The organism is Enterobacter cloacae complex sp. 385G4 (assembly GCF_057320665.1).
The window spans coordinates 105,103-128,019 of the sequence record NZ_JBXWDD010000001.1 but is presented as its reverse complement, the minus strand read 5'-3'; the positions used below and the strand labels follow the sequence as shown (position 1 = coordinate 128,019).

The following is a 22,917-nucleotide window of genomic DNA, read 5'->3' as shown; positions in this document are numbered from 1 at the left end:
GATCGCCAGGGGCGGAGAGTTAACCGAAATAATCCGGGCCGGTTTTATCCTTGCTGCCGGATTTTTTTGAGGATTTCGCAGGCTTGCGGATATCAACCACCAGGTTGTACGTGTAGCTGAATCCGGCAGGCGTCAGGGAATAGACCAGCGATTCCACCACCCAGGCACGATCTTCCCGCTCGCCAAAGCCGGACGTGGAAACGCCGGATTCTGCCGTAAGCGGGACATGTTTCGGGCGGCACGGTCCCGTCACCGTCATTTTCTGCTCATTGCGCCGGGCCTGCGTTTTTTTCGATTTGGCGTGCTGGTCAGCAGTGGCCTTTGCGGGCTGGGTATAGGGATTCGCCATCGAGGGGCCGTCATGGTCAACCGTAGTGGTTTTGGTCTTCCCATCCGCTTCATCGTAATAGCGCACACCGATTTTTCCTGATGACTTACCGCTGCTGCCGGTGGCTTTCCCCGTCGAACTCCCCCGCTCGCCCTCACTGTATGACCAGTTTGAGACTTCCTCCGGGGTGATAACCATTTCCACGGTCTGCTCACCTGAGGCGTTAGCCGTTGCGCCCTGCCTGAGAAAAAGCCAGTATCCGCCGGAAGGTTTACTTACCGCGTTCCATGTCCGGGCCAGTCGGGTCAGCAGGTTGGCGTCAGACTCCGCAACCTGATCAACATGGTCAATATGGATATTCGCAAGTTCCGTGGCCACTTTCGGTACCAGACCGTTTTCTGTGGCCACGGTTTTAACCAGATCCGCCAGCCGAAGATTATCCCAGCTGCGTGTTTTCTGGCTGAGCACATCGCCGGGCTGTTTTTGCGCATTCATGGGCGCGGCCGTGGCATAAATCTCGATACGCCGCGGAGGACCGCTGCTGCCGACGCCGGACACCACAAACCAGCCTTTATCCACCAGCTGGTCGTTGAAGCCCAGTGCCACGCGTAGCCGCGCGCCTTTTGTCGGCAAGGGGAGGGTTTCTGAGAGTAACGTGATTTTCAGCTCATCCGCTTTTGCTGTGGCGCCGCCGTAATCGGTCAGCGTTATCTCTGCCAGGCTCTGCTGCAGCGCGCGGGTGATATCCTTACCCTCCGCGGTGACGCTGAACGCCGGCGCGTATTCCGGTTTCACAATCTGTTCAGTCATATTAATCCCACAGGCTGAAAGCTGAGTCCTGAACCGGCGGGGCCAGATCCGGCAGGGTTATAAACAGACCAGACGGATAAACCGCGCCAGCATCAGCCAGCCCCGGATTCGCTTCAAGCACCTGCGTCACGATATAAGACAGGTTTTCCGTGCCGTAATGCAAAGCGCAGACTGCATCCAGCACATCACCATCACGGGTTTGATATGTCGTCGGCATAATGTTTCAGCGTCATCGTCCAGTTTTTATTTCGGTGGCCACCTCCGGGCAGGAAACGGTTTGTCGTGTCGGAGAAGTCGAGCACCACCCACCAGCCCAGTACATCCCCTTCACCGCTGACCAGCTGCTGTGGCTTGTTCTGGTCAGCGAGATCGTAGAGATCGTTAACGGCATCCACCCCCTTACGGAAGAAGGCATGCGATTCACCTTCAAGCCGGACGGTTCGCCCTGGCTTGCCGGTATACTGCAACAGGTCCTGTTTGCCGATGCGCTCCTGCTCGCTCCATCGCCAGCTGGCCTCACGGGTCAGCTGGTTATACGCCGTGGTATCGATGGAAAATGCGAAATCGCCCAGCATCATCATCACCCTGGCGGCCTGGGCACCACGCGCCGCGCTGGCACCGGCCTGCCCGAAATCTTCAAAAACAGGAATGATTTCACTCACCAGATTTGCCCTCCGTCCAGCATGCTGTTATTACCATTAAAAGCAGGGCTGCTTTTCGTCATACCCTCGACCTCATCAGCAATCGCCCGCTCGTCCTGCCCGGGTGCACCATGAATTTCAAACCGGTATTCAAAGCGGCGATTGTCTGTCAGCTGTCGGGGTGCGGCGGGAGCATCTGCTGAATCCAGCTTCTGCAGCAGCATATCCCAGCGACCTTCAGCCTCTGTGCTGGTAACCTGCTGGAGTGAATCCTGCTCCGTAATGCCCGGTACCACCTGCGGCGATGTTTCTGGCGGTAACGGCGACAGCAGGGTCCGGGGATAATGATCCCATGCCGTAGGGCCGGTACCGGGCGTGACAGACTGCGGCTGTGCCGGCTTCATTAACCCATCCGGCCCGAACAGTCCGCCGCTGTTCTCGGGAGTCATATACTTATCGAGGGTGGTGTTGAATGCCTCCTCGTCATCACGGAAAAAGCCCCGCGTATCCCGGTAAGATTTTTTCACATCGTCAGGCAGGTCCGGCTTTTCCTTTAGCTGCTGTTCAAACCATTGTCCCTGGCCGTTTCGCTGCGCTGTCATCCGGGCGATATCAACCGACCCGGTCATGGCCAGCGATTTAAGGACATCCCGCTGATCGCTTCGCTCATCCGGCAGCAGCCAGGACAGTTTTTTTGCCAGCGCGTACGCCACCTTCCCGACAAAAACAATTCCCTGCCCGAACGTCAGCACGCCCGGATAGAGATCATTACGCAGGAAACTGACAATGCGTTTGATACCGCCGCCTTTAAACCACTCTGCCAGATCATCAGTAAGACGGCGCACATCCGGTGCCAGCTCGTTACCCAGCTGGCCGGAGATTTCCGCCATCGCAGAAGAGAACACGGTCTGCAGGTTGGTAATAGCGCGGTTGCCCTCCATTGCACCTTCAGCCCCCTCTTTCGTGACGAGGTTATACCGGCGCTGCTCGTCCATCAGGTCGCGGTAACTCTTCCCGGACTGCTTCAGCAGCATCAGGAGCTTGCTGGCCTCGCCGCCAAACAGCGAATCCAGCGCAAATGAAGCTTTCGACTCATCCTGCAGGCTGAGCGCGCGCTCAACGATTTTTTCAAACTGTGCCATATCGCTGAGCCCGGCCAAATCCCCCGCCTTAAACCCGAGCGTCTCAAACGCGTCCTGCAGCGAGCCCTGCTTACCGTTCTGCTTGTATTCCCCTGCCTTGTGCAGATACTCCTCAAACAGATCGCCGATATTCTCGCCGTTCATGTCGTACTGATTTGCGAGGGTGTCCCAGGCATCAAACGTCGGGATGTCCACGCCATAACTTTTCGCCACGCCCGCACGTCGGGCCGTCTCCGCATTGGTAGCCGCCGGTGCTATCAGGGTGCCCAGCGCGGAAGCCACCACCCCACCGCCGCCGATCGCCAGCCCCGGTGCCACCATGCCGCCCAGCTGTCCGGCGATACCCAGACCGCGGCGAAACAGGCCTTTACCGGCCCCTTTAAATGACGCCAGCCGCTGCGCCTTCTGCATCTGCTGGTTCAGCTTCTGCTGTTCAGACTCCGTTTTACGGATTTCACGGGACACATCGCTGTAACGCCGTTTCAGATCGCCAAGGCTCTGCCCGGCAAGCTTTGCTTTTTTAATCTCCGCCGCCAGCTTCGCCTGGTCTTTGGTCAGTTTTTCTGACTGCTTCCCGACGTCCTTCAGGCTCTTTTGCAGGCCGTTCGCTGAACGATTCCATGAGCTGTCGATATTGCCGCCAAACGTAATGACGGCCTTAAGATTCTGGCTTAGTCCGGCCACGATTTACCGCCTCCACTTCGTCGGTGAGAAAATCAGAAAACACGCTGAACGGCATATCCAAGTATTCCGTCATGGGAAAATGCAGGCGCCGCCCGAGAAAGCGTATCGCCCGGATCAGGCTTCTTTCGGTCGCTCCCCGGGCGGGAGCATAAAAACATTAAATGCGTCCAGCAGCTGCGCATAATCTGCCGCTGTCAGCTGCCAGATATCCTGCTCACTGAGATTGCACAGCAGCGCAATCATGCGCGCCTCTTTTTCTTCTTCGCTGCCCCGATCCTTGGAAAAAGCAATGCGATCGCGCACCAGCGGCTCGCGCAGCGTCACCTGTTCGAGCAGGCCACCGTTCTCAAAGGAAACAGGGGAATACAGTTTGATAACGCGGGTTTCACCAGGAAAACTCATAACACTCTCCGTAAAGTAAAAACGGCCCGAAGGCCGTTACAGGATAAAGACAGGCTCAGAGACGGACTTTCGCCGCCAAGCCGGACAACACATCCACGCCATTCACCCGGCGCGAGAACCGCTCCGTATCAATTTCAAAGAGCTCGCGGCCGTCTTTGGTCTGGCGGTAATAGCTCACGGCGATGTCCACTGTGACGGCATTTTCGGACAGGCTGTCCTTGCCCCGCGCATCCGGCGTGACGGTCTGCACAAAGCCCTCGATCTCCTCGATGGTGCCCAGCGCGGTGCCGTTCGCCAGATAGCCCTGATACGCCGTAAAACGCGGGCGACTGCCACTGACAAAACCAAAGGCAGTCAGCATGTCCGTGTCCACCCCGTAAAACTTCAGCTGGCAGGTCAGCGCCTCCATGCCGTCATCCACGGGAGAGGGAGCGTCCTGTGCGCCGGTGCGCAAATCGGTTTTGACAATGGACAATGCCGGCGGGGTAAATTCATGTGCGCCCTGAATACGGATCCCCTGCCGGAAGAAGGTCCAGACGCGTAACGTGTTTTTTTCGCTCATGCTGCCAGCATCTCCTCAAGCGCATAGTTGTTATTCACCCGGACGCGCAGGCTGATAAGTTCAGTCGGCGATTTCGGACCAAAGTCATAGTTGATGTACAGCACACCCGCCGCCATGCTCTCCGCGGTGTTAAGCTCCTCATCCAGCCAGGCACGACCGCCGAAAATGGCACCGAGGCCGATCAGCTGACGCATATAGGCGTTGATGGTCCCGATGATGTCGTCGGCGTTTTCCCGGTCGAGCGGGCGGTCAACGTATTCCAGCATCGTCTCCTGAATGCTGTCCTCGATGACGTCTGCAGTGCGACGAACCGATTCAAAGCGCCACTGGGGATTGGTTCCGCACAGGCGGTTACCCCAGTGCTTAAACCCGGCACGTCGGATAATAGTGGAGACGTTCTGCATGTTGAGCAGGTTCGCATCGCAGTTTTCATCGCCGAGAATGAACTCGTCGATCTGCTCCACGCCGAGGATGTTGTTAATATCCTGGTTGGATTTGCTCCACCACCAGCCCTTCTCAAAGTCGATACGGGCGCGCAGTCCCGCCGCAAACGCTGAATACGGGCGGTAGACCAGCTGGCCGTCGGCATTGCTGACCTGAACGCGCGGGCGCAACAGCTCAGTGCGCATGCCATAGGACTGACGCCGCTGGACCACTTCCTGCAGCGTGGCACCAGACGCACAATCAACATACGCCACTGCCCGCAGCTTGCCGGCAACGGTTTCCAGCGCCTTGCCCACTGCATCATCTTCACTGAAGCCCGGCGCGATGACGATACGGGGCTGATACGTTGTGACCGATTTCGCCGATGACAGCGCGCCAATACCTGCCAGCACCGCAGCCCGCTGTTTCGCGGCGTCAGCGTCTTCAGCAACACGCACCACTACCGTCAGGGCATTGCGCTGATCGTTGATTTCGGTCAGCGCTTGTTTCAGCGAGCCCTGCTCACCCAGGCGGGAGAGCATCGTGGTACCGACAATTGCCACCGGCGTATTCAGCGGGAACGGCTCATCCTCGCCACCGGACAGCTGCAGGCTGAACGGCGTGACAATACCGCTGCCAGTACCCTTCGCGGTCACTTTCACATCCGCCACCGCACCCACGGCCGTGACCACCTCTGCTGGCGTTGCCGTCAGCTTGCCACTCTCATCACAGCCCAGCGTGATGGTCAGCCTTAAAGCCGTCGCATCCCAGACAGCTGTCGTCGCCACCTCAGCAGGATTTTCCGCATCAGGGACGCCGGCTACCGCGTCAACCACCACGACATTGCCCGCCTTGCCTTTGACCGTTGCAGCAAAATTCACAACGTTATCCAGGATGGGTGTTCCGACGGTACCGCCTGCCGGAATACCTGCAGACGCATCCGGCGCGGTACCCACCAGGCCGATAATCGCCGTCTGGATCGTCATGACCGCGACCGTACCGGATGTCAGTTCGATCGTTTCCACACCATGTAAATTCGCCATTCATTTTCTCCAGGCATAAAAAAACCTGCCGCGGCAGGTCACATTTTTTGATTTGGGGGATTCGTGGTACCACCGCCGTCACCATTTTCTTTATGGTCATGGCCGTTGTAGGTTTCGCGGATCCCGCTCATTTTTCCGGTACCGTCCGAAATCTCCTGTGTCGCCCCGATATTTCCGGTCACGTTCGTGTCGGCATTTATCTGCGTTTTCCCCTGAACGGTCAGGGTGTCGGTGATTTCCACCGGGCCGTCCAGCGTGCCTTTCCCGATGATTTTGTATGTTCCCCCCTCTGCAAGGGTGATGGTCAGGGCATGTGCGGCACGGTTATAACGGATTTCAGTACCATCCCCGTAACGGGTGATATGTTCACTGTCGCTTCCCGCCGGCACCGGCAGACCGCCGGTATTCCAGCCCGGAAACACCCGGCCATTATTGAGTTCGCCCGCCTCCGACAGCACCGTGACCGCATCCCCCACCGCATACGGATTGGAGTCTGCCCGGTTAGTACCCGAGAAGCCCTGGCAGAGCGGCAGCCAGGTGGTGGTGATGTCGCCCAGGTCCACCCGGCATTTCGGTATACCGTCATGCTTAACGGAATGAATCACCCCGCGCCGCACGATATTCGCCAGACGGCGCTGTAAATCGCCCTCGATATCACTCATCAGGTTTTGCCTCGTATATCAGCTGGTAATCGTCCACATGTGCGCGACCGATATCCGGTGCCTTGCCCAGCCAGGCAGCTTTCAGCGGGGCATTCAGCTGTGCAAACGGATCGGCACCAAAGGCGGCTGCCTGGGTAAATGAAATGCGCCAGACAAGGTAATCATCCATGCGCGGATCAAACTCATCGCGTGCCGCATCGATAAACACGGCAGGCTCCAGACTGGTCAGGCCGAACAGCTGGCCGTCAATCCACTGGGTAATGTCCGCTGCCGCCGTGCGCAGGAAAATTTCCGGGCGACTGACACCAGCCCCGGCTGCATCCACCACCACGAACAAATCGCAGGACAGATTGACGTTGAGCTGCCCCTCGTTGCCCCCGCCCTGCTCCCAGCCGTTAATGGAGAAATAGACTGCCGGGGTGATCAGTCCGGTAAAGCGGGGGATATTTTTTTCCGGGTACGCATCGGCGTCCCGCACCCACGCAATGTTTTTCAGCGCGCCGGTAACGGCATCGTGATACTGCCCCAGCAGCAATGGCTCAGCCATGGTCCACCTCAGACAGAAATACGGACTTTCACGCGCCCGCGCAGATCGGTTTCAAAGTGATGCATAAAAATCTCCATCGCCTCCGCAAAGGCGTTATCCTCGATGTAGTTGAGCATCGGCTCATAAATATCCACTTCTGCCTCCCGGGTCCGCCGGGTGTCAGGATCGCGTATGACCACCGTGCGTCTGTTTTCCCGACGGGAGCGTGCCACCTCACCGTTTTCAAATGTCCGTGGGGAAAGCAGACTGCCTTTTGGTGTGAATCCGACGTTTTCTGCCTGACGTCGCGCCTTAATAAATCGCCCGGTGGACTTATCCCGCCGGGAATGATGAGGTCTTACCCGCCCGTTAATTCGCCCTTTGAGATCCTTTACCTTGATGGCATTCAGGCCGAACCAGAGACGAAAATTATCAAGTTGTGACTGAGAAGCGCGATCGAGACGAAAGGAAAGCAGACGCCGGCGCACCAGATCCAGGCTGCGGGGAGCCAGCCCGTCTTTCAGGTCTGCCATCGCTTTTTTACGTAAAGTGGCGGCGGTACGTTTGAGGGCGCGGGAGTATGCCGCCCGAAACTGTTTATGGGTGGCACCGATATGCTCTGCTATCCGCCAGATGGCATCCACATCGATATCGACGGGCAAATCCCGTCGCAGTCTGGACTCACGTGCCATATCAGCTCCACTTATTGATGTCCGGCTGCACCTTACCCGGTGCGCCATACGCCAGCGTGACGCGGGTCCGCCCTTCCTCATCAGCGCCGACGTGCGTCACACGATAAGCCGTGCCGTTGATCTCCACGCCGTGATGCTTCCCAAGCCCGGCGATATCTGTTGTCAGCGCGCTGAATGCCGGAGAGCGGTCCTGTATTTGTCCCCCGGCGGGAACGTCAACCGGCGCATCGGGCGTCTCGAAAATTACGGTGACAGGACGCACCTCAGTACCGATAAACAGGACTGCCGGCAGTGCTTCCGCAAATGCCCGGGAGATCCGGGCATCAGCACGGGCCAGTCGGGCACGAAAGCGGTTCATCAGTAACCCAGCCGCACCGGAACAGTATCGACATCTGCAGCTGCAGCTGCCCAGGCGGTACCGGCCAGAGGATTCGGTGCCGCCGCTTCTCCAGCTTCAACCGTTAGTTTTCCGTCTGCCAGATACAGCTTCTGGCCGAGAGTGACCGCTTCCGCCGCCTTTGGCAGAACGAAAACGCCCGTCGTATGCAGCACACCCCACAACCCTGCCGGGATGTCATCGTGAGCGACACCCACCAGAGCTCCTGAAAGCACGGCATCACCTGAGAGAATATCGGTCGCACCGGTATTCTGAAAATCAAGGGTATTGCCGTCCTGCTGATAATTTTTCGCCATTTTTCTCTCCAGACAAAAAAGAGCAGCACGCGCCGCTCCGTAATAAAAAAACCGCCAGAAGACGGTCGTTATTTTTTGGTGACTTTAACCATGCCGCGCCAGTCAAGCGGTGCCACACCTGCATCGATACGCACCTTGAACGCAGCACCGTCAACGGTGAAGCCCTGTTGCTGCTCCAGATACGGGGTGTCGATGCCGTCGAGATAGGCCACTTCGATAGTGTCGCGTCCCTGTGCAGCGGTCAGGTAGTAATCCGTCAGGCTGCTGTCGTCCAGGCGGGCCTCAGAAGCCACCGTCACAAAGTTCTGGATCGGGTTCACGATACCGCTGTTCGCATCTGCGCCTGGTACGCTTGCAGACTTGATCAGCTGGTTAGCCCGGGACTCGATAGCCACTGGCGTCAGCATGTAGGCCGGGCGAATATTCAGACGGCGATCGCCCGATTTTTGCAGCAGCATCGCCTTACGCGCCGTATCCAGGCCTTCGATACTCAGGTCGGCGGAGACCAGGTTGCCGTGGTCAGCGTGGAACAGCGGCTTACCGTCCGACATTTTCGGGTTGCTGGTCAAAACAGCCCACACCAGATCGCCCACGGTGGCACGCGCAGCAAGCCCCATTGCCTGCGGGATACGGGTCAGCATGTCCAGGTCATCGTTGATGATGGTCTGTCGGTCGATGCTGAACAGTTCGCCGTAGGTCGCCAGCGCAATCGGCTCACCGCGATCCTTGATGGTGACATATTTATATTCTGCCCCGGCACGAACCTTACGAAGCGATGCCAGTGATTCAAGACCGACACGGTGTGCGGTTTTGAAATCGGTCAGCGTGCCCTTACGGGTCCATTGTTCAAAGGTTTCGGTGGCTTCATCCCAGCCCATCAACGCCGCTTTGTGCGCCACATCCATCAGAATATTGCCGAAATCGCTGCTGCTGTGGGTGAACGCCAGGCCGACCATCGCCTGTGCCGTGCCAGCGCCGGAAATACCGATGCCGCGATCGACCAGGGAGGCGCGCGCCAGTTCGCGAAGGGTGTAACCATTGTAAGCGTTATCCTTCTCGGCTTGCGCATAGCCCGCGCGGGTCATTACCGCAGCGCGAATGGAATCACCGACCAGATTGCCGTTACCGGCATAAAGATGAATGGCACCCGGACCGGCGCTCGGGGTGGTGCCCGCCGCCAGCGCCTGCAGCAGTTTATCGCGGGCTTTTTCGGCGTTGCAGGAAAAGTCGACAAGGCACTCCGCCTTCAGCGTCGCAAAGGCCGGGAATGCCTCAAACACGGCGGAAACGGAATTCACGCGCTCCGCGTTCGCCGTCTGCATCTGCTGCTGCAGCTGCTGGGCCAGCGCGGTGATATCGATGTTTGTCATCTGCGGCGCGGGCTGTTGTGGTGCTGGCGGGTTAAAGTTTGCCTGTACCGGAGCAGGTAGCTGGGGCTGATTCACCGGAGCTTCGGCGCGCGGCGCAAAAAGGGATTTAATCTGTTCTGGCATGTTCTGGTAATCCTTCAGTTTATTTTCATTCACACAGGCCGCGGCCTGCAGTTCAGGTTCAAGCGTATCGGCGAAACCTTTTTCCACCGCCTCGGCACCGTTAAGCCAGGTCTCCGCTTTCAGCATCGCTTCCAGCTCCTCCTGCCCCAGTCCGGTTTTGTTCATGTAGGCGCTGAGCATCAGGGCTTCGTTACGATCAAGCCAGGCGGCGTAATCGCGCATGTCGTCAGAATCCCCGGCGATACCGCCCCACGGTTTGTGGACCATAATCCAGGCGTTTTCCGGCATGTGCACCGTGGCGCCGGGCAGGCAGACAATCATCGAGGCCATGCTGGCTGCCACGCCGTCCACCCAGATATCCACCTTCGCTTTCAGCCGCGACAGGGTGTTGTAGATGGCAAAACCCTGCATGACATCGCCGCCGGGGCTGTGGATATGCAAATCCACTGCGCTGGCCTCAAACACCCCCGCCTCTTTACAGTCGGCGACGAACTGCTGGGCAGTGATACCCCAGCCGCCGATCACGTCATAAAGGAAGATTTCGACCCGTCCGGCAGCCAGCGCGCGGATTTCGTACCAGCACTGGCCGTTTGCCGCATCGACACCCGCCAGGCTGGCGCGGGGGTTAATCATCATCGTCCGGCTCACGCCGTTTATCGTCTGGTTTTGCCGTTGCATCTGGCATCGCTCCTTTGTCATTGGCGGCGTCGGAATCAAACACCAGCCCGTGTTTACGGTTAAATTCAGTTTCACGCAGTCGCTGGCGCTTAACCTCCTGAGGATTTTTCCCCCTGGCCCGCGCCCATTCCGCTTCAGTACCGGCACCGCCACGCACAATGGCTTTCCACGCGTTGGCCTCTTTACCCGGATCAATCCAGGGCATCACCGGCCCGAGATAAAGCGCGTTATAGAGAGAATTCGGATCCACATCCGGCGGGACTTTGATACCGCTCAGTAACGCCATCGACAGCCATGCGCGGTAAACGGGGCGGCTGTGCTGACCGACAAACCACTGCTGCAGGACGTTGTAACCTTCGAAGCTTTCCACCAGCTCCTGACGCTGGGAGCTGTAGGTGCCGTTATAGTCACGGGCAATGCTGGAATAGCTGCCGCGCGTACCGGCGGCCACGGCCCGCATCTGCCCGTTCCGGAATTCGTACAGATGAACATTCGGGCGGTTTGACTCCACCATGCCCAGGTCTTCGCCGGGTCGTAGTTCGTCGTAAATCATGCCCGGCGCGATATCGTAGTGACGCTGACCGCCGGGCGCTGAAAACTCACCGTCATCGCCAAGTGACTGTGCATCGCCGCGCTTGATGTAGAAGCCCAGCGCAGCGGCAATACGGGCGGCCACGCGCTCGCTCTCTTCATAATCCTTGATGTCCGAAAGACGGGTAATGACGCCGTGGATCAGGCTGATACCCCGCAGCTGGTGCAGTCGCTTGCGTTGTGCCAGATGAAGCATGTTGTCAGCAGAGACGGTTTTGAGTTCCGCGCTGAACCGCGTCATGTTCGCCGGATGATATTTGTAAACCCTGTATCCGACGGGACGCCCCCAGTCGTTCACGATGATGCCCTGCCGAACCTGCTGACCTGCGGTGCTGTTGAGGTTGAACGGCACAAAATCCGCCTCCAGCATTTCCAGCGAGAACGGTACCGACGTGGCATGCTGCAGGCCGGGTACGTTTCCCCTGACCAGTTGAGTAAATACTTCGCCGTCACGCAGCGCTGAACGCAACAGCAGACGCTCGGCTTCCGGCCGGGTAAACATGCCGGTCACTTCCGGACGCACGGACCACTCCGCCCAGAGTGCCGACAGCTGCCCGGCAAAATCGGAGTGGAGATTGCCCTCCAGATCGAGCGGCTGGGGCTCAACATGGATACCGTGAGCACCAATTACCCGGTCTTCCATTTTGTCGAACAGGCCGATCACCAGGTCATGATTTTCATCGAGCCACCGGGCCTGTTCCCGCAGGGACTGACCTGCAGCAAACACCGAGGTGTCCGCTGACTGGCTTTGTTTTTTGGCCTTGTGCAGCCGTGACGGGTTTGCCGCTTCATACGCATTGAGCCTGAGGCGGTCCCGCGCACGTGCGGCTGCCCACCCGGGGGAAATTGCGCCCAGTGTTCTTTCAAGAATGCCCATAGAACGCCTTACAGAAAGTTAGCGAGTTTGTACGAACCGCCGCGACAATTAACCGTCCGCCAGCGCCGTTCCCAGTATTCAAGCTCGTCGCGCAGCGCTTTCGGATCGTGGTTGGTGATGGCGCGACCGTTAACGCCGGTGAAAGAAATGCTCTTGCCGTCCAGCGAGTCCTGGTAGGCCTGACGTACCATCAGCAGCGTTTTCCAGATATCATCTTTCGTCACAACCAGCCTCCCTTGCCGGAAGATCCCAGCCAGCTGCCGGAGAGAACTGTGTCCTTTTCAGGTTCAGCCTTAACAGGCGTTTGAACGGTTTTTGTTTTTTTCACGGTTATCTCCCGGGGGCGTTCCCCTTCAAAAATATTTGGATTCAGGTCCTGCAGCTCCGCCCATGCCGGCGGTTTTTCCCAGTCACGGATTTTTTCGTACCCGCGCAGGACCGCCACGGCGTGGGCATAGCAGAACAGGTCAAAGGCTTCGTTGGCACCCTTGCCAGGCTTGCGCCATTTGCCGTCCACACCGCGCTCTTCGTAGGTCAGTTCCTCGTAGAACCATTCCCCCAGCCAGTCAGGAAAATGGATATAGCCCGCACCGGGGGTCTCACGGTCCAGATTATTGCTGAGCTGATCTTTAAGCAGGTCGGTCTGCAGCAGATACACCGGCACCTCGCCACGCGCATCGGCGCGACGGTCGCTGCGTTCGGTATTGTTCGGGTGGGTTTTGGTGATGATTTTCTGGCGCTTTGTGCTGTCGCCCTTGACCAGGTAAACACGTTTACCCAGGCCATCCCGGCGGCACTGGCGCCAGAATTTATAGGCGTTGTCGGTCACCCCTTCTTCACCGCCGCTGTCTACGGCCATTGCCAGCACCGGCATACGGCGCGTCGGGTCAGACTGAAGCGCATACGTTTTTTCCAGCACATCGGAGACCAGCAACTGCCAGTCCTCCGGATACGCGCCGGGATGGATCGGCTCCGCCTCACCATGCTCATTGCAGCGCAACGACTGGCGGATGTTGTAGCGATCCACCAGCCAGCGCTCTCCGTTTTCGCCATAGCCGATAATCTGCACGACGAAACGGCGCTTTTTACCGCCCTGAACGTCAACTGCCGCCAGCAGGAAACGTACTTTTGGCGGAACCAGGCGTTTACCGTAATCCTCCGCACGCAGCATCAGCACATCGGCGCGTCGCTGTTCACTGGCCGAGCGCGGCAGATACGGCAACCCCCAGTCGGTGTTGATCACCGCCTTGAGGGTTTCTTCGCTGCCGGTGGCCTCATACTCCTGCTCAGCTGTCAGCAGCTTGTACACCAGCTGCGCCCAGGTCTGATACGCGGCTGCGGGTCCTTCCATCCAGAACGATGCAATGCGCGAACGGCGTGGCTCACCGGTAATATTGCCGTCACGGTCAATACTCTGACCTTCACGCAACCAGATGCCCACCCCGTTAAGCTCGCGCTTTTTATCTGCGGTGATAACGCTGCTGCAGTGCGGGCAAAGCAGATGTGCCGACTCACTGGCTTTTACCGGATCCGGTTCATCGCGATAGCCGGTCATCGCCTCCATCGCGGGCTGGAAATATTCACCACAGTGCGGGCACGGCCAGTACCACCGACGGCGATCACCACGGTTGTACAGAGAAAGTGCACCAGTCGTTGGTGGCGCTTCATGGGGAGATTTGCGACGCCATTTACTGTCGCGAATATCCCGACCCGGAGAACACTCCACCAGGGTCATCCCGGCGGACATAAACGTCGTGGTACGTTTGGAAGCCAGGGTAAAGCCATCGCCCTCGCCGTCGATGTCCTCAGGAAAGCGGTCATAATCCGTGAGCGCCACACATTTAAAATCTGACGAAGACATGATGTTGATTGAAGGCCAGCCTATTTTGAGATAGTTGCCCGCCAGAAAAGTACGATCATGCACGTTGTTGTCGTTTCGCAGCGGACTCAGGCGTTTTGCTACCTCAGGACTGACACGGAAGGTTCGGGCCAGTCGCTTTTTTGAGTGCTCGCGGGCTTTCTCTTCGGTCATCTGAACGACGAGCATATCGGACGGGTCACAGACAATGTTGTATACAACCCAGCCATCCACCAGGCCGATCGTTTTCCCCGTTCGTGCCGGACCCACAAATACCACCGCATCGTATTCACGCATCGCGAGGCAGTTCATCGGCTCAATCACATACGGGGCGACGGCAGGGTCCCACGGTACCGAGTTACCGGCCCCCATAGGTACGCGCATAAATTTCTGAACCGCCTCAGCCACAGGCATGCGGCGCGGAGCTTTGAGAATGGCGGAAGCGTTACGCCTGACTTCCGCTGCCGTGGCCTGTCGCATGACTTACTCCTCTTCTGGCGTATCCTCCTGTTCCGGTGAGTCGGCCTGCTCAACTTTGAGGGCTATCTGATCGCGCAGATCGTCAATAACCTGCTGCACCCTGACAACCGCTGCTGGGGTCATGGCACAATCGCGCTCAAGAATATCGGGTAACGTTTCCAGCACCTGAACCATTGCTTTCGCCATGGAGGAAAACTCCCTGGTGACTTCGGATGCCGGGATCAGCTCCCCTGTTTCCTGCTGAAACTTGAGCCGCTCACGCTCCGACTGAAACCAGGCTTTGCGATCGGGGGGAAGCATTTTGTCGACGTCCACCAGCTCAGATGGTGTGGTGCTTGTCAGCAGCTCACGCAAAATATCGGTGATTGCGTATAGCTTAAGTTTCGGATTGCTGCCCGGTGCCGGCTGAACATTTGCAAGCTTGCTAGCGACCGTCTGGCGGTGCAGATCGGTAATGGCTGCCAGCTGCGTGATATTCAGCCGGAAATTTTTGAGTTCGTTATCCATGATGATGAACAAAAAATAGTCATTTCGACATCCTGCAAATGATCAGGACTGAAATATCAAGAGGTTAAACGGATGATGATGAAACCAATAAAATGCAAAAAACTAGCCGTTTTCCGCGTGTCCGCGCCCCCTCGGTGTTCAGAATCACCAGAAGTACCTTTTCAAATGAGAATCATTACCCATTGTTTGCACAAAAGGCTCGCTGACCAGAATTAAACGAACCGGGAATTACAGAGGGTAGCCAGTTAATGCCAAAACGCCGGGCCGTGAACTCATCACCACACCACCGGGCAGCCTTTGATGTTATCCCTGCGCCGTATTCTTCCCACCAGCAGCAGTCTGCTGCGTAAATGTGCTGACAACCCGGTACAGCAGTCCAACTGTTGTTAACGGCGATAACTGGCAGACCTGAATCATTGGCGTTCAAGCAGTCATCCGGTATTAGCGACGGGCCGCTGCCGATGCAAATTATTGTTTGCATGATATGTATTCTGCATGGAGATGCGCATAAAAAACCCCGCATTAGCGGGGATTGAGGATGATTAACTATCGAATAATCAAAACAATTAGATCCGACAAATTGAATGCCAATCTCACTGCTTTAGCCATTAATAAATGCTAAAGGCATTCTGCCCTTATTATATTTATTATGCGAACAAACTCCTCAGCATCAAGGAAGTAACTTGGATAAGCAGCTTTCAGGTTACTCACGTTCTGTGTCGAGACAAGCACTACTTGCATATAGGGATTTTTCTCGGCTTTCTTTTCCCATTCCAAATATTCAGAAGTGGCCTCATTTATTCGTCTAATGCCAAAACTTTTAATTTGTACATTTTGAGAAGCTGTATCCAGCACTAGTAAATGATAACTACCTCCATTATTGGTTATGTCTGCAACTGCAACTCTGAAAGCCAACAACTTATCAATAACGGCGAGTTTAACCGTAAGTTCTTCAACTAATTTGAAGGTTTCATATTTTGTTAAGTGAGCGTACTGCGGAACTGGATTACATCCTTCCATCAGCGCAAAAGCGCTGGCAACTACAGCGAAATATTCATTCCATGCAACATCAGCTTCGCTGGACTTTATCGATTGACCTATAAAGGTGCCCATTGTTTCAACTGCTGTAGCCCATGCATGTTGCATCTTTGTACGAATCTGGATTTCCAACAGAAGACCATTGTGATGAGGATTTGTCGCTCCTTGGTATTTATAAACGAGATGAATGCCTCGGTACCCAGAAGCTTTTGGGTGATCGATATAATCTTTATGAGATGTTAAAACATGTCTAAATCTATTATATGAGTTTTTCAGATAACTTTTTTCCAAAGAGCGAACAGCATCGATATCTGAAACTACAGCCCTTAGCCCACCAAGGTCTTGCATCCTTGCTAACTGCATTTTTGGACTTCGCTTCAACTTACCTATGATTGATGGGATACGCTTCAAACGCTGAGATGCAATTGCTCCTGCATCTGCAACCTTCATTTTCCTACGCAAAGTCGTTTGAAAAGCATTCAAAGGATGAACGTACATTTCACGTAAATTGTTTAAAACGTTTAAGGCCCAGAAAAGCTCCCTGTATCCTTGTCTATCTGCTGGTTTTATTCGAAGAATATCCCCAGCCTTGTTGATTTCACCTTTTGTATAACGCAACTCTGCCATTTTTATGTCCGCATGTTTTTCTTTTATCATCTCAAATTTCCTTAACTAAACACGCGGATAAAATCAATCGATACGATTAATTTCTTTAATCGCTCTTACAATGAAAACAGCAGATAAGTATAAATAATTATGGTTTTTTAACAAGTTTCTAAACAAATAACAGAAATTTTAAACAGATTATTAATCTTAAAATTTTATTCAATACGATTAGCACAATTGGCCTGCCACGCTTTGTTATGCGCCAGGATGTCCTTCTTCGTCTGGCGGTCCAGAGCATCAATATCGCGAACCGATAGATAACTTGGCACCTAACACAAATCTTTCTACCTAAGTAAAATCTTAATTCTTTACGCTTACGCTTGTTGATCTCTGGGTCCATGCCAGGATATCCAAGACTCTGATGCGGAGAATGCCAACTCCAGGGAAACATCGATAAAAAGAGCAAGTGAAACTGAGACTCCGGTAGCCCTCCTTGTGGGGGCTTTTTTTGGGATTGATGCGCTTCGCTTGTTAGATAATGAGTCTTTTCTAGAATTTAAAGGTGCTTTGCTATGTCAGGTAAAGCCGTCGTTCAGAAATACCCGTGTGCTCAAGGACGAGCCATCCTTAGTTTTTCCTTCCCAGCTCTATCTGCCTAATTCCCGCGAAGTTGTTGTTGCCCTTCTCAATGACGGCCAGCAGCGGCTTAATCCACAAAACGGCCTGGCAGTACGTCATTGAGCTGGCGGCAGCGGCACGATCATCGGTTTCGTCAGGTCTGCCGGTATCGGTGTGCATGGCGCTGGCACGTAAACGGTGCGCGTATTTGAGCAGCCCACCAGCGACATCAGCAGGAACAGGCAGATCACAGGTTTTTTCACGGCGGAGAATCTCCCGGTATTCGATTACGGTTTCTTCGGTGCTGGTGTCGATCAGGGAGTTAAGCTTATTGGCATGTTCTGCAACCTGATTGAACCGATTGAAATTGAATGCCTGAGTGGCGATCACCTGCCCCTGCATAGAGTTATCACTGCGCAGAACGTCGTTATCGCTCTGAAGGTTACTGACGTCCGAGCAACTCTTAACGAGGGCGACCGAAAGAACAGCAATAACGACAACGCCGATTAGACCCGGATTAATTTTCATTGGTCCAGCCCCCAGCATGCCAGCACACTTTCTTGATCGCGCCGCTCAACCTGCCCATAGCAGCCATTCTTCTGGCCTTTGGTTAGTCGACAATCACGCCCACCGTCCTTAATCCACCAGCGGATCGCTTCGCATGCCCCTTTACGGTCACCTTCGTTGATTCGCTTATAGAATGTCGAAGGGAAACATTTACCCGGGCCAATGTTGTACGGGCAGAATGATGCGATACCTACCTTCTGCGGCTCTGTTAGAGGCACTTTGATATTGCGATCGACCCAGGCTAAGGCCTTATCGCGTTCAATAGCGTTAACCTTGCGGCATTGTTCCTCTGTGGCCGTCATGCCTTTAACCACACGCCTGCCATCGATAACGGTTACGCCATGACATAAAGACCAGACCCCACCCGGATCAACAACGGCCACCAGCGCATTGCCTTCTTTCTCGCTGATGAACTGATCAAACAGCACAGGAGCTGAAGCGCCAGCAGCAAGAAGCGCCAGCATAGTAGCACTAAGCTTCGCTCTGCTGGCGGACATTTAACCTATCCTCTCGTTCTTTACGGCGGTAATACCAGTTAACGCCGCATGTGATAATAGTGCACGCTATACCGACTATGATTGCCCAATCGCTCAGGGTCAGCCCTGCTATCTTGTCAGCCAAGATCCAAACCTCTGTTTTTGCTGTGTCGGCGTATGCCTTCGCTGAGACACCACAGCCCGTCAAAGCGGTCCCGGTGCCGTATGAGAGTCTGCTGTAAATGGTGCTCATTCTGTTCATAACCTCACCTCCGATAATTCGGATGGCGTTAAAATTTTGGAAAGTTTAAAGCATGCACAATACTCAAACGGAATATAAACTATCTTTATTAAAAAAGGCTCCGCGTGGGAACCTTTTATTAATGCAGTGACTATTTAGTTGGCTTGGGTCCCAAGGTGAATTTAGATTTAGTTCCTTTTCGCAATCTTTTTACATCTGGGAATATTTCAATCATTCTATCAGTGCATTTAACTAAGCTTTCAGTGCACATCATCATACCCATAATGATGTATCCAAAATCGAATTCATTATAACAGCCGGTACCTCTACCATTCGGCTCCATTTTGTAGTACGACATAGGGAGTATGTGTGTATAATGAGACAGAAAATCAAACATGATTTTGAATGAGACGGGGTCCTTCCCAAGCTTAACAAGTAATTCGTCACGATTCGGTATAGTGATAGCTTTACCTGCCAAGCATCTTTTCCTAGTCCCAGAATCAAGTGACATAAACACTGGGTTATTATGGAGCCTATCAGAAATAACCTTCTGTTGTTCATGATAAAAATTTAAGGCTTCAGAATTATCACTTGCAGTAAACATCTCTATTCTCTTAACGCAATCATTCATATGCATAACGTTAAGTTTTGCTGACCACTGCTCAGTCGACTCGGGCGTCTCTGATAAATAAAAGAATAACAACTCAGCTTCGAGAATTGCCCTCAAATGTGATGCTACTGAAGAAAAGTCCCAAAAATCATAATCACGTTTTGCCCATCTAGATTTTGGAACATCCGATATCATTATTGAAGCATGAATACAAATTCGAGCGAATATATAAGTAGACCACCCTTGATAAGCTTCGGCCATTCTCACGCCAACTCCCTGGCTTACAGCATTGGCTTCACATACAGCTTTATCAAATTCCCTGAGATAAGAATAAAACTCATCCCATGTAAAACCGCAGCGTTCAAGAGGATTTTCTGGATTTTCATTTTTCATAAATCTTGTTTCCAATAACGAATGAGTAAGGGTCATTATACTCAATCTTTATCCCCTTCAAATTGCTCAGATGCCACGCAGAGATTTGAGGTGAATGAAAATGCTCGGATGGCAGCCTTCAAAGATGATGTTCAGGATCGGTTAAATCAGATGGACTCGACGATATGACAGGGGTACTGGTGCAATGCACCTTCGCGAATACCCCTGTCGTATCGCCGGATAACAAAAAACCCCGGCAGGCGGGGTTTGAAGTTTTTTCAAATTGTCGCTTTACATCGCTGCCATCGTGGCGCAGCTCTGCCAAGCATGAATGTATTATCTGATTTTCTGGCCCGTTTTCAACATCATTCCGCATAAATAGCATTTTTTGCTAATTCAGACCTGATCATGAACCTTCTTTCAGGCTGGTCCTCGCCGACAGAAAAACCTTTGCCCTGAATATCTCCAGGCACCAGCGCACCCGCTTTCTGGCTTCCGATTCAGTTAGCCATGGGGCCAGGGTTTGCAGTTCCCTGGTGATGTCAGAGATTTTTTTCCTGGTGGTGTAATACTGGCGGCCAACGATGTAAACCGGATCCTTCAGGTCGAACGCCTGCAGCACTACGCCCTCCATAAATTCACCGTCATCACTACTTATAGCCTCGTCAATAATGCTGATCGGCGGCTCAGGCCAAAGAATTGCGCGCGCCCGTTTCATCGCCAGCTCACCGCGAAATCCTTCTTCTCTCGCCTGATTCAGCGCTGCGGTAAACCGCTCAAGGGCTTTGTCTGACCAGTTCTTTCCTCTGATTACGTTCCAGCATGAGTGCCCGCATGGTTTCGCCGGTGCTGTACCTCCGCGGACACATTCCCCCCACACTGTAAGCAGAGATTTTATCCAACCGGACTGAACATCATTCAGGAGAATACTTTTTCCCAGCCAGCTCTTACGTGGTGCCATTGCTGTTTTTCCCAGCCCTTCAAGATACTGGCGTTTCTGGCGTGGCGTCATTTCATGTCCTCGATAATTATCATTCCGGTTTCACCCCATACTTTTGATGCCCGGGCGTCCCAAATGTGGGAATCATCCTCAAACAAGGCGTCCAACAGAGATTTTGTTAAGTTGTCCAGATCGGGCTTTTGCTGGTGGGGCTGGCCGTCCATAGACGCGCGCTTTTTTTTGCTCCAGCTCTGCGGCATCGGCAAAACGAAGGTGATATGGGCGCCGTTCTCCGGTACCCGGATTCCATGCAGGCGGGCTTCATCGCAAAACATGCGATAACGCATCACCGGCGGGCGCTGCTTCCACTTATCAGCGCGGGTCATGCGGGGTTTTCCCACTGGGGTGATGATGTATTTAGGCACGCAGCGCCTCCTGTATGCGGGAGCCGATCCAGCGCATCACCGGTACCGCCATTGAATTTCCGATCGCTTTATAGCGCGGTCCATCAGCGGCCAGGCGGTAAGCCTGCTCTGCAGTCAGTTCAGGCCGGTGGTGGCGCAGGTAGGCATATTCTTCAGCGGTGAGCTGCTTACGTTTTTGTGTGGGGATCAGGGTGTGGTTATCGGGGAAGCCCTGCAGGCGTTCGCACTCGACAGGAGTCAGGCGGCGAACTGCCATATTTTGCATGATTGCAGGGGCCTGATTGCTCCCGCTATTGGCGCTGGTAAGCGTAGGTGCCTGCTCGCAGGCATAACCTATTCCATGGGCTTTTGCGCCCTGCCCGGCTTTGAATGCGTAAGCTACTGCGGGAGGAGATCCAGCATTTTGGTTTCCATGTAAGCTGTTGCCGGCGCGAAGCGTTGGTGAAATTTCGCAGAAGGCATCGTGTCCGCTATCCTTAGAGCTAAACGCGATAACCGCATTTTCCTGACCATGATTACGCCCCAGCGTATGGGCTATATTTTTCAGAATGTCGAGGTCCTGCGTTCCGTGCACCGACATAACGGCCAAATCAGTAGCGTCTTTATGGTCCCGTGCTTTGCAGGTTGATCCCGTCCCATCATTCACGTATTCGCCAAACGCCCTCATGCGGAAAGCTCCTACGGGGATGTAATGTCCAGCTGCGGCCCCTTCCGGTCTTCCACCCGCGCCGCCAGTAAATGAATGAGCTGCAATAGTGCCAACTACTGCCTGAAGATGGCCGGCTTGTGCCTGGTTGTCGTCTGCGCCACATGTTCCAACGCCTCGCGCAGTAAGGGCGGCAACGATTTCCGTCGTTTCTCTGCGCGGCGGAGAATTCCGGCGCAGGCCTTCGGACTCAAAAAGAATTTTTGCGGGATCGATATCCCCTCGAGTTGTTGCGACAATAAACACACGTCTGCGTCGTTGGGCCACTCCGAAAAATTGAGCGTCGAGCACTCGCCAGGCAATAGCTCTTTCTGGTCCCAGCACATAACCAGCGTTTGACCATCGCTTCCCTGGTGATTCCAACGCGCAGCTCTCGCCGGCAAGCCCTGCAAGAAAACATCCGAAAGCGTTATCTTTGCTGCTGAATACGCCGGGTACGTTTTCCCAGATGACGATAACGGGTGATTTTCCCTGTTCTCTGCGTTTTTCATCGATAGCATTAACCAGTTCCACAAAAGCCAAAGTTAACTGGCCGCGTTCGTCTGCCAGCCCATTACGTAAACCCGCAACGCTGAACGCCTGGCAAGGGGTGCCCCCCACCAGCACATCAGGCGCTTCGATTTTTCCGGCACGGATTGCCGCGGCGATTTGCGTCATGTCGCCCAGGTTGCTGACGTCCGGCCAGCGGTACGCCAGAACAGCGGAGGGGAATTTTTCTATCTCAGCGAACCATGCTGGCTGCCAGCCCAGGCAATGCCATGCCACGCTGGCGGCCTCAATGCCGCTGCACACTGAGCCATAACTGACTGGCTTATTCATCGGCAGGCTCTCCCAGCAAATAGAGAACCTGCACCAGCAGCTCTGCTTCGGTGCCGTGCTTCATTTCCCACGCACGGCGGCCAGCATGAACCGCCACACCATAACCGCCGTTGCGATGATGCATATGGCACAGGGGAATTGATTTCCGATGGTCAGCGCGCTGGCTTGTGCCCTGTCCGGTTCGGATGTGGTGGATTTCCGCAGGCGTTTCGCCCAGGTTCTGATTTCTGCACACTATGCAGCCCAGTGCGGCCACACGTGAAAGATGGAGGCTATCTGCTTTATTCATGCCGGACCACCAGCACAAGCAGAAACACCGCGCGTAATCGTGCGGTGAAGGTGATTTGGGGTAATGCTCTGCGCCATTTTGATTCCTCAGGTTGGCGCAGTAATCAGTGGGTGTTCAG

25 protein-coding genes and 1 pseudogene are annotated in these 22,917 nt (G+C 54.6%); all 26 read right to left on the bottom strand.

The window, feature by feature from the left end:
- Nucleotides 1-19 precede the first annotated feature (19 nt).
- The 26 genes and pseudogenes from AC2FAJ_RS00715 to AC2FAJ_RS00590 all read right to left on the bottom strand — a co-directional run bounded on the left by AC2FAJ_RS00715 (nt 20) and on the right by AC2FAJ_RS00590 (nt 22,799).
- Complete coding sequence (locus AC2FAJ_RS00715) at nt 20-1,138, bottom strand: contractile injection system protein, VgrG/Pvc8 family (RefSeq protein ID WP_234106030.1); 1,119 nt, start codon at nt 1,136-1,138, stop codon at nt 20-22.
- A gap of 1 nt (nt 1,139) precedes the next feature.
- Nucleotides 1,140-1,355: a tail protein X gene (locus AC2FAJ_RS00710; protein WP_048701713.1), complete on the bottom strand. Its 216-nt coding sequence runs from the start codon at nt 1,353-1,355 to the stop codon at nt 1,140-1,142.
- A complete protein-coding gene (locus AC2FAJ_RS00705; protein WP_371863641.1) occupies nt 1,330-1,791 on the bottom strand; it encodes a phage tail protein in 462 nt (153 codons plus the stop codon). Before AC2FAJ_RS00705 ends, AC2FAJ_RS00710 begins: the two co-directional genes overlap by 26 nt.
- Before the next feature lie 5 nt (nt 1,792-1,796).
- The gene (locus tag AC2FAJ_RS00700) at nt 1,797-3,605 is read right to left on the bottom strand and encodes an AAA family ATPase (RefSeq protein ID WP_234106029.1); all 1,809 of its coding nucleotides are present in this window, start codon (nt 3,603-3,605) and stop codon (nt 1,797-1,799) included.
- 114 nt (nt 3,606-3,719) lie between these two features.
- Nucleotides 3,720-4,007, bottom strand: coding sequence for a phage tail assembly protein (locus tag AC2FAJ_RS00695; protein WP_023311221.1), 288 nt, complete (start codon nt 4,005-4,007; stop codon nt 3,720-3,722).
- A gap of 55 nt (nt 4,008-4,062) precedes the next feature.
- Nucleotides 4,063-4,569 carry a phage major tail tube protein gene (locus AC2FAJ_RS00690; protein WP_023311220.1) on the bottom strand — a complete coding sequence of 169 codons (507 nt, stop codon included), beginning with the start codon at nt 4,567-4,569 and terminating at the stop codon, nt 4,063-4,065.
- A complete protein-coding gene (locus AC2FAJ_RS00685) occupies nt 4,566-6,035 on the bottom strand; it encodes a phage tail sheath family protein (RefSeq protein WP_234106028.1) in 1,470 nt (489 codons plus the stop codon). Before AC2FAJ_RS00685 ends, AC2FAJ_RS00690 begins: the two co-directional genes overlap by 4 nt.
- A 38-nt stretch (nt 6,036-6,073) precedes the next feature.
- Complete coding sequence (locus AC2FAJ_RS00680) at nt 6,074-6,697, bottom strand: phage baseplate assembly protein V (RefSeq protein ID WP_234106027.1); 624 nt, start codon at nt 6,695-6,697, stop codon at nt 6,074-6,076.
- On the bottom strand, nt 6,690-7,244 hold the full coding sequence (locus AC2FAJ_RS00675) for a hypothetical protein (protein ID WP_151712167.1): 555 nt from the start codon (nt 7,242-7,244) through the stop codon (nt 6,690-6,692). Before AC2FAJ_RS00675 ends, AC2FAJ_RS00680 begins: the two co-directional genes overlap by 8 nt.
- Nucleotides 7,245-7,252: 8 nt before the next feature.
- Nucleotides 7,253-7,915 (bottom strand): hypothetical protein, encoded by a 663-nt coding sequence (locus AC2FAJ_RS00670; protein ID WP_234106026.1) that lies wholly within the window; start codon nt 7,913-7,915, stop codon nt 7,253-7,255.
- 1 nt (nt 7,916) lies between these two features.
- Nucleotides 7,917-8,273, bottom strand: coding sequence for a head-tail joining protein (locus AC2FAJ_RS00665; RefSeq protein WP_234106025.1), 357 nt, complete (start codon nt 8,271-8,273; stop codon nt 7,917-7,919).
- A complete protein-coding gene (locus AC2FAJ_RS00660) occupies nt 8,273-8,608 on the bottom strand; it encodes a DUF2190 family protein (RefSeq protein ID WP_151712165.1) in 336 nt (111 codons plus the stop codon). The genes AC2FAJ_RS00665 and AC2FAJ_RS00660 overlap by 1 nt, the downstream gene beginning before the upstream one ends.
- A gap of 68 nt (nt 8,609-8,676) precedes the next feature.
- Complete coding sequence (locus AC2FAJ_RS00655) at nt 8,677-10,779, bottom strand: ClpP-like prohead protease/major capsid protein fusion protein (RefSeq protein WP_485453702.1); 2,103 nt, start codon at nt 10,777-10,779, stop codon at nt 8,677-8,679.
- A complete protein-coding gene (locus tag AC2FAJ_RS00650; RefSeq protein ID WP_234106023.1) occupies nt 10,727-12,247 on the bottom strand; it encodes a phage portal protein in 1,521 nt (506 codons plus the stop codon). The genes AC2FAJ_RS00655 and AC2FAJ_RS00650 overlap by 53 nt, the downstream gene beginning before the upstream one ends.
- 8 nt (nt 12,248-12,255) lie before the next feature.
- Complete coding sequence (locus AC2FAJ_RS00645) at nt 12,256-12,471, bottom strand: hypothetical protein (RefSeq protein ID WP_063955883.1); 216 nt, start codon at nt 12,469-12,471, stop codon at nt 12,256-12,258.
- On the bottom strand, nt 12,468-14,585 hold the full coding sequence (locus AC2FAJ_RS00640) for a phage terminase large subunit family protein (protein ID WP_234106022.1): 2,118 nt from the start codon (nt 14,583-14,585) through the stop codon (nt 12,468-12,470). The genes AC2FAJ_RS00645 and AC2FAJ_RS00640 overlap by 4 nt, the downstream gene beginning before the upstream one ends.
- Before the next feature lie 3 nt (nt 14,586-14,588).
- On the bottom strand, nt 14,589-15,092 hold the full coding sequence (locus tag AC2FAJ_RS00635; protein WP_234106021.1) for a DUF1441 family protein: 504 nt from the start codon (nt 15,090-15,092) through the stop codon (nt 14,589-14,591).
- 618 nt (nt 15,093-15,710) lie between these two features.
- On the bottom strand, nt 15,711-16,787 hold the full coding sequence (locus AC2FAJ_RS00630; RefSeq protein ID WP_234106020.1) for a RelA/SpoT domain-containing protein: 1,077 nt from the start codon (nt 16,785-16,787) through the stop codon (nt 15,711-15,713).
- Nucleotides 16,788-17,363: 576 nt separating this feature from the next.
- The gene (locus AC2FAJ_RS00625) at nt 17,364-17,882 is read right to left on the bottom strand and encodes a hypothetical protein (RefSeq protein ID WP_234106019.1); all 519 of its coding nucleotides are present in this window, start codon (nt 17,880-17,882) and stop codon (nt 17,364-17,366) included.
- Entirely contained in the window at nt 17,879-18,418 is a 540-nt protein-coding gene (locus tag AC2FAJ_RS00620) for a lysozyme (protein WP_234106018.1), read from the bottom strand. Before AC2FAJ_RS00620 ends, AC2FAJ_RS00625 begins: the two co-directional genes overlap by 4 nt.
- Nucleotides 18,393-18,659, bottom strand: a complete 267-nt coding sequence (locus AC2FAJ_RS00615; protein ID WP_234106017.1) for a phage holin — start codon at nt 18,657-18,659, stop codon at nt 18,393-18,395. Before AC2FAJ_RS00615 ends, AC2FAJ_RS00620 begins: the two co-directional genes overlap by 26 nt.
- Before the next feature lie 130 nt (nt 18,660-18,789).
- A complete protein-coding gene (locus AC2FAJ_RS00610; RefSeq protein WP_234106015.1) occupies nt 18,790-19,641 on the bottom strand; it encodes a hypothetical protein in 852 nt (283 codons plus the stop codon).
- A 385-nt stretch (nt 19,642-20,026) separates the two neighbouring features.
- Nucleotides 20,027-20,632, bottom strand: a complete 606-nt coding sequence (locus AC2FAJ_RS00605) for a hypothetical protein (RefSeq protein ID WP_234106014.1) — start codon at nt 20,630-20,632, stop codon at nt 20,027-20,029.
- On the bottom strand, nt 20,629-20,985 hold the full coding sequence (locus tag AC2FAJ_RS00600) for a RusA family crossover junction endodeoxyribonuclease (RefSeq protein WP_234106013.1): 357 nt from the start codon (nt 20,983-20,985) through the stop codon (nt 20,629-20,631). Before AC2FAJ_RS00600 ends, AC2FAJ_RS00605 begins: the two co-directional genes overlap by 4 nt.
- Nucleotide 20,986: 1 nt before the next feature.
- A pseudogene (locus tag AC2FAJ_RS00595) lies at nt 20,987-22,510 on the bottom strand (DNA cytosine methyltransferase); the annotation flags it as partial.
- Complete coding sequence (locus tag AC2FAJ_RS00590) at nt 22,503-22,799, bottom strand: Ref family recombination enhancement nuclease (RefSeq protein ID WP_234106011.1); 297 nt, start codon at nt 22,797-22,799, stop codon at nt 22,503-22,505. The pseudogene AC2FAJ_RS00595 and the gene AC2FAJ_RS00590, both read right to left, overlap by 8 nt.
- Nucleotides 22,800-22,917 lie beyond the last annotated feature (118 nt).

Excerpts from the sequence above, each read along its gene's own strand:
- AC2FAJ_RS00715 (WP_234106030.1), bottom strand. The coding sequence starts at position 1,138 with ATGACTGAACAGATTGTGAAACCGGAATACGCGCCGGCGTTCAGCGTC.
- AC2FAJ_RS00650 (WP_234106023.1), bottom strand. The coding sequence starts at position 12,247 with ATGGGCATTCTTGAAAGAACACTGGGCGCAATTTCCCCCGGGTGGGCA.
- AC2FAJ_RS00605 (WP_234106014.1), bottom strand. The coding sequence starts at position 20,632 with ATGACGCCACGCCAGAAACGCCAGTATCTTGAAGGGCTGGGAAAAACA.
- AC2FAJ_RS00670 (WP_234106026.1), bottom strand. The coding sequence starts at position 7,915 with ATGGCACGTGAGTCCAGACTGCGACGGGATTTGCCCGTCGATATCGAT.
- AC2FAJ_RS00690 (WP_023311220.1), bottom strand. The coding sequence starts at position 4,569 with ATGAGCGAAAAAAACACGTTACGCGTCTGGACCTTCTTCCGGCAGGGG.
- AC2FAJ_RS00655 (WP_485453702.1), bottom strand. The coding sequence starts at position 10,779 with ATGCAACGGCAAAACCAGACGATAAACGGCGTGAGCCGGACGATGATG.
- AC2FAJ_RS00620 (WP_234106018.1), bottom strand. The coding sequence starts at position 18,418 with ATGTCCGCCAGCAGAGCGAAGCTTAGTGCTACTATGCTGGCGCTTCTT.
- AC2FAJ_RS00635 (WP_234106021.1), bottom strand. The coding sequence starts at position 15,092 with ATGGATAACGAACTCAAAAATTTCCGGCTGAATATCACGCAGCTGGCA.
- AC2FAJ_RS00640 (WP_234106022.1), bottom strand. The coding sequence starts at position 14,585 with ATGCGACAGGCCACGGCAGCGGAAGTCAGGCGTAACGCTTCCGCCATT.
- AC2FAJ_RS00660 (WP_151712165.1), bottom strand. The coding sequence starts at position 8,608 with ATGGCGAAAAATTATCAGCAGGACGGCAATACCCTTGATTTTCAGAAT.
- AC2FAJ_RS00710 (WP_048701713.1), bottom strand. The coding sequence starts at position 1,355 with ATGCCGACGACATATCAAACCCGTGATGGTGATGTGCTGGATGCAGTC.
- AC2FAJ_RS00675 (WP_151712167.1), bottom strand. The coding sequence starts at position 7,244 with ATGGCTGAGCCATTGCTGCTGGGGCAGTATCACGATGCCGTTACCGGC.
- AC2FAJ_RS00615 (WP_234106017.1), bottom strand. The coding sequence starts at position 18,659 with ATGAACAGAATGAGCACCATTTACAGCAGACTCTCATACGGCACCGGG.
- AC2FAJ_RS00695 (WP_023311221.1), bottom strand. The coding sequence starts at position 4,007 with ATGAGTTTTCCTGGTGAAACCCGCGTTATCAAACTGTATTCCCCTGTT.
- AC2FAJ_RS00685 (WP_234106028.1), bottom strand. The coding sequence starts at position 6,035 with ATGGCGAATTTACATGGTGTGGAAACGATCGAACTGACATCCGGTACG.
- AC2FAJ_RS00610 (WP_234106015.1), bottom strand. The coding sequence starts at position 19,641 with ATGAAAAATGAAAATCCAGAAAATCCTCTTGAACGCTGCGGTTTTACA.
- AC2FAJ_RS00680 (WP_234106027.1), bottom strand. The coding sequence starts at position 6,697 with ATGAGTGATATCGAGGGCGATTTACAGCGCCGTCTGGCGAATATCGTG.
- AC2FAJ_RS00590 (WP_234106011.1), bottom strand. The coding sequence starts at position 22,799 with ATGAATAAAGCAGATAGCCTCCATCTTTCACGTGTGGCCGCACTGGGC.
- AC2FAJ_RS00630 (WP_234106020.1), bottom strand. The coding sequence starts at position 16,787 with ATGATAAAAGAAAAACATGCGGACATAAAAATGGCAGAGTTGCGTTAT.
- AC2FAJ_RS00665 (WP_234106025.1), bottom strand. The coding sequence starts at position 8,273 with ATGAACCGCTTTCGTGCCCGACTGGCCCGTGCTGATGCCCGGATCTCC.
- AC2FAJ_RS00625 (WP_234106019.1), bottom strand. The coding sequence starts at position 17,882 with ATGAAAATTAATCCGGGTCTAATCGGCGTTGTCGTTATTGCTGTTCTT.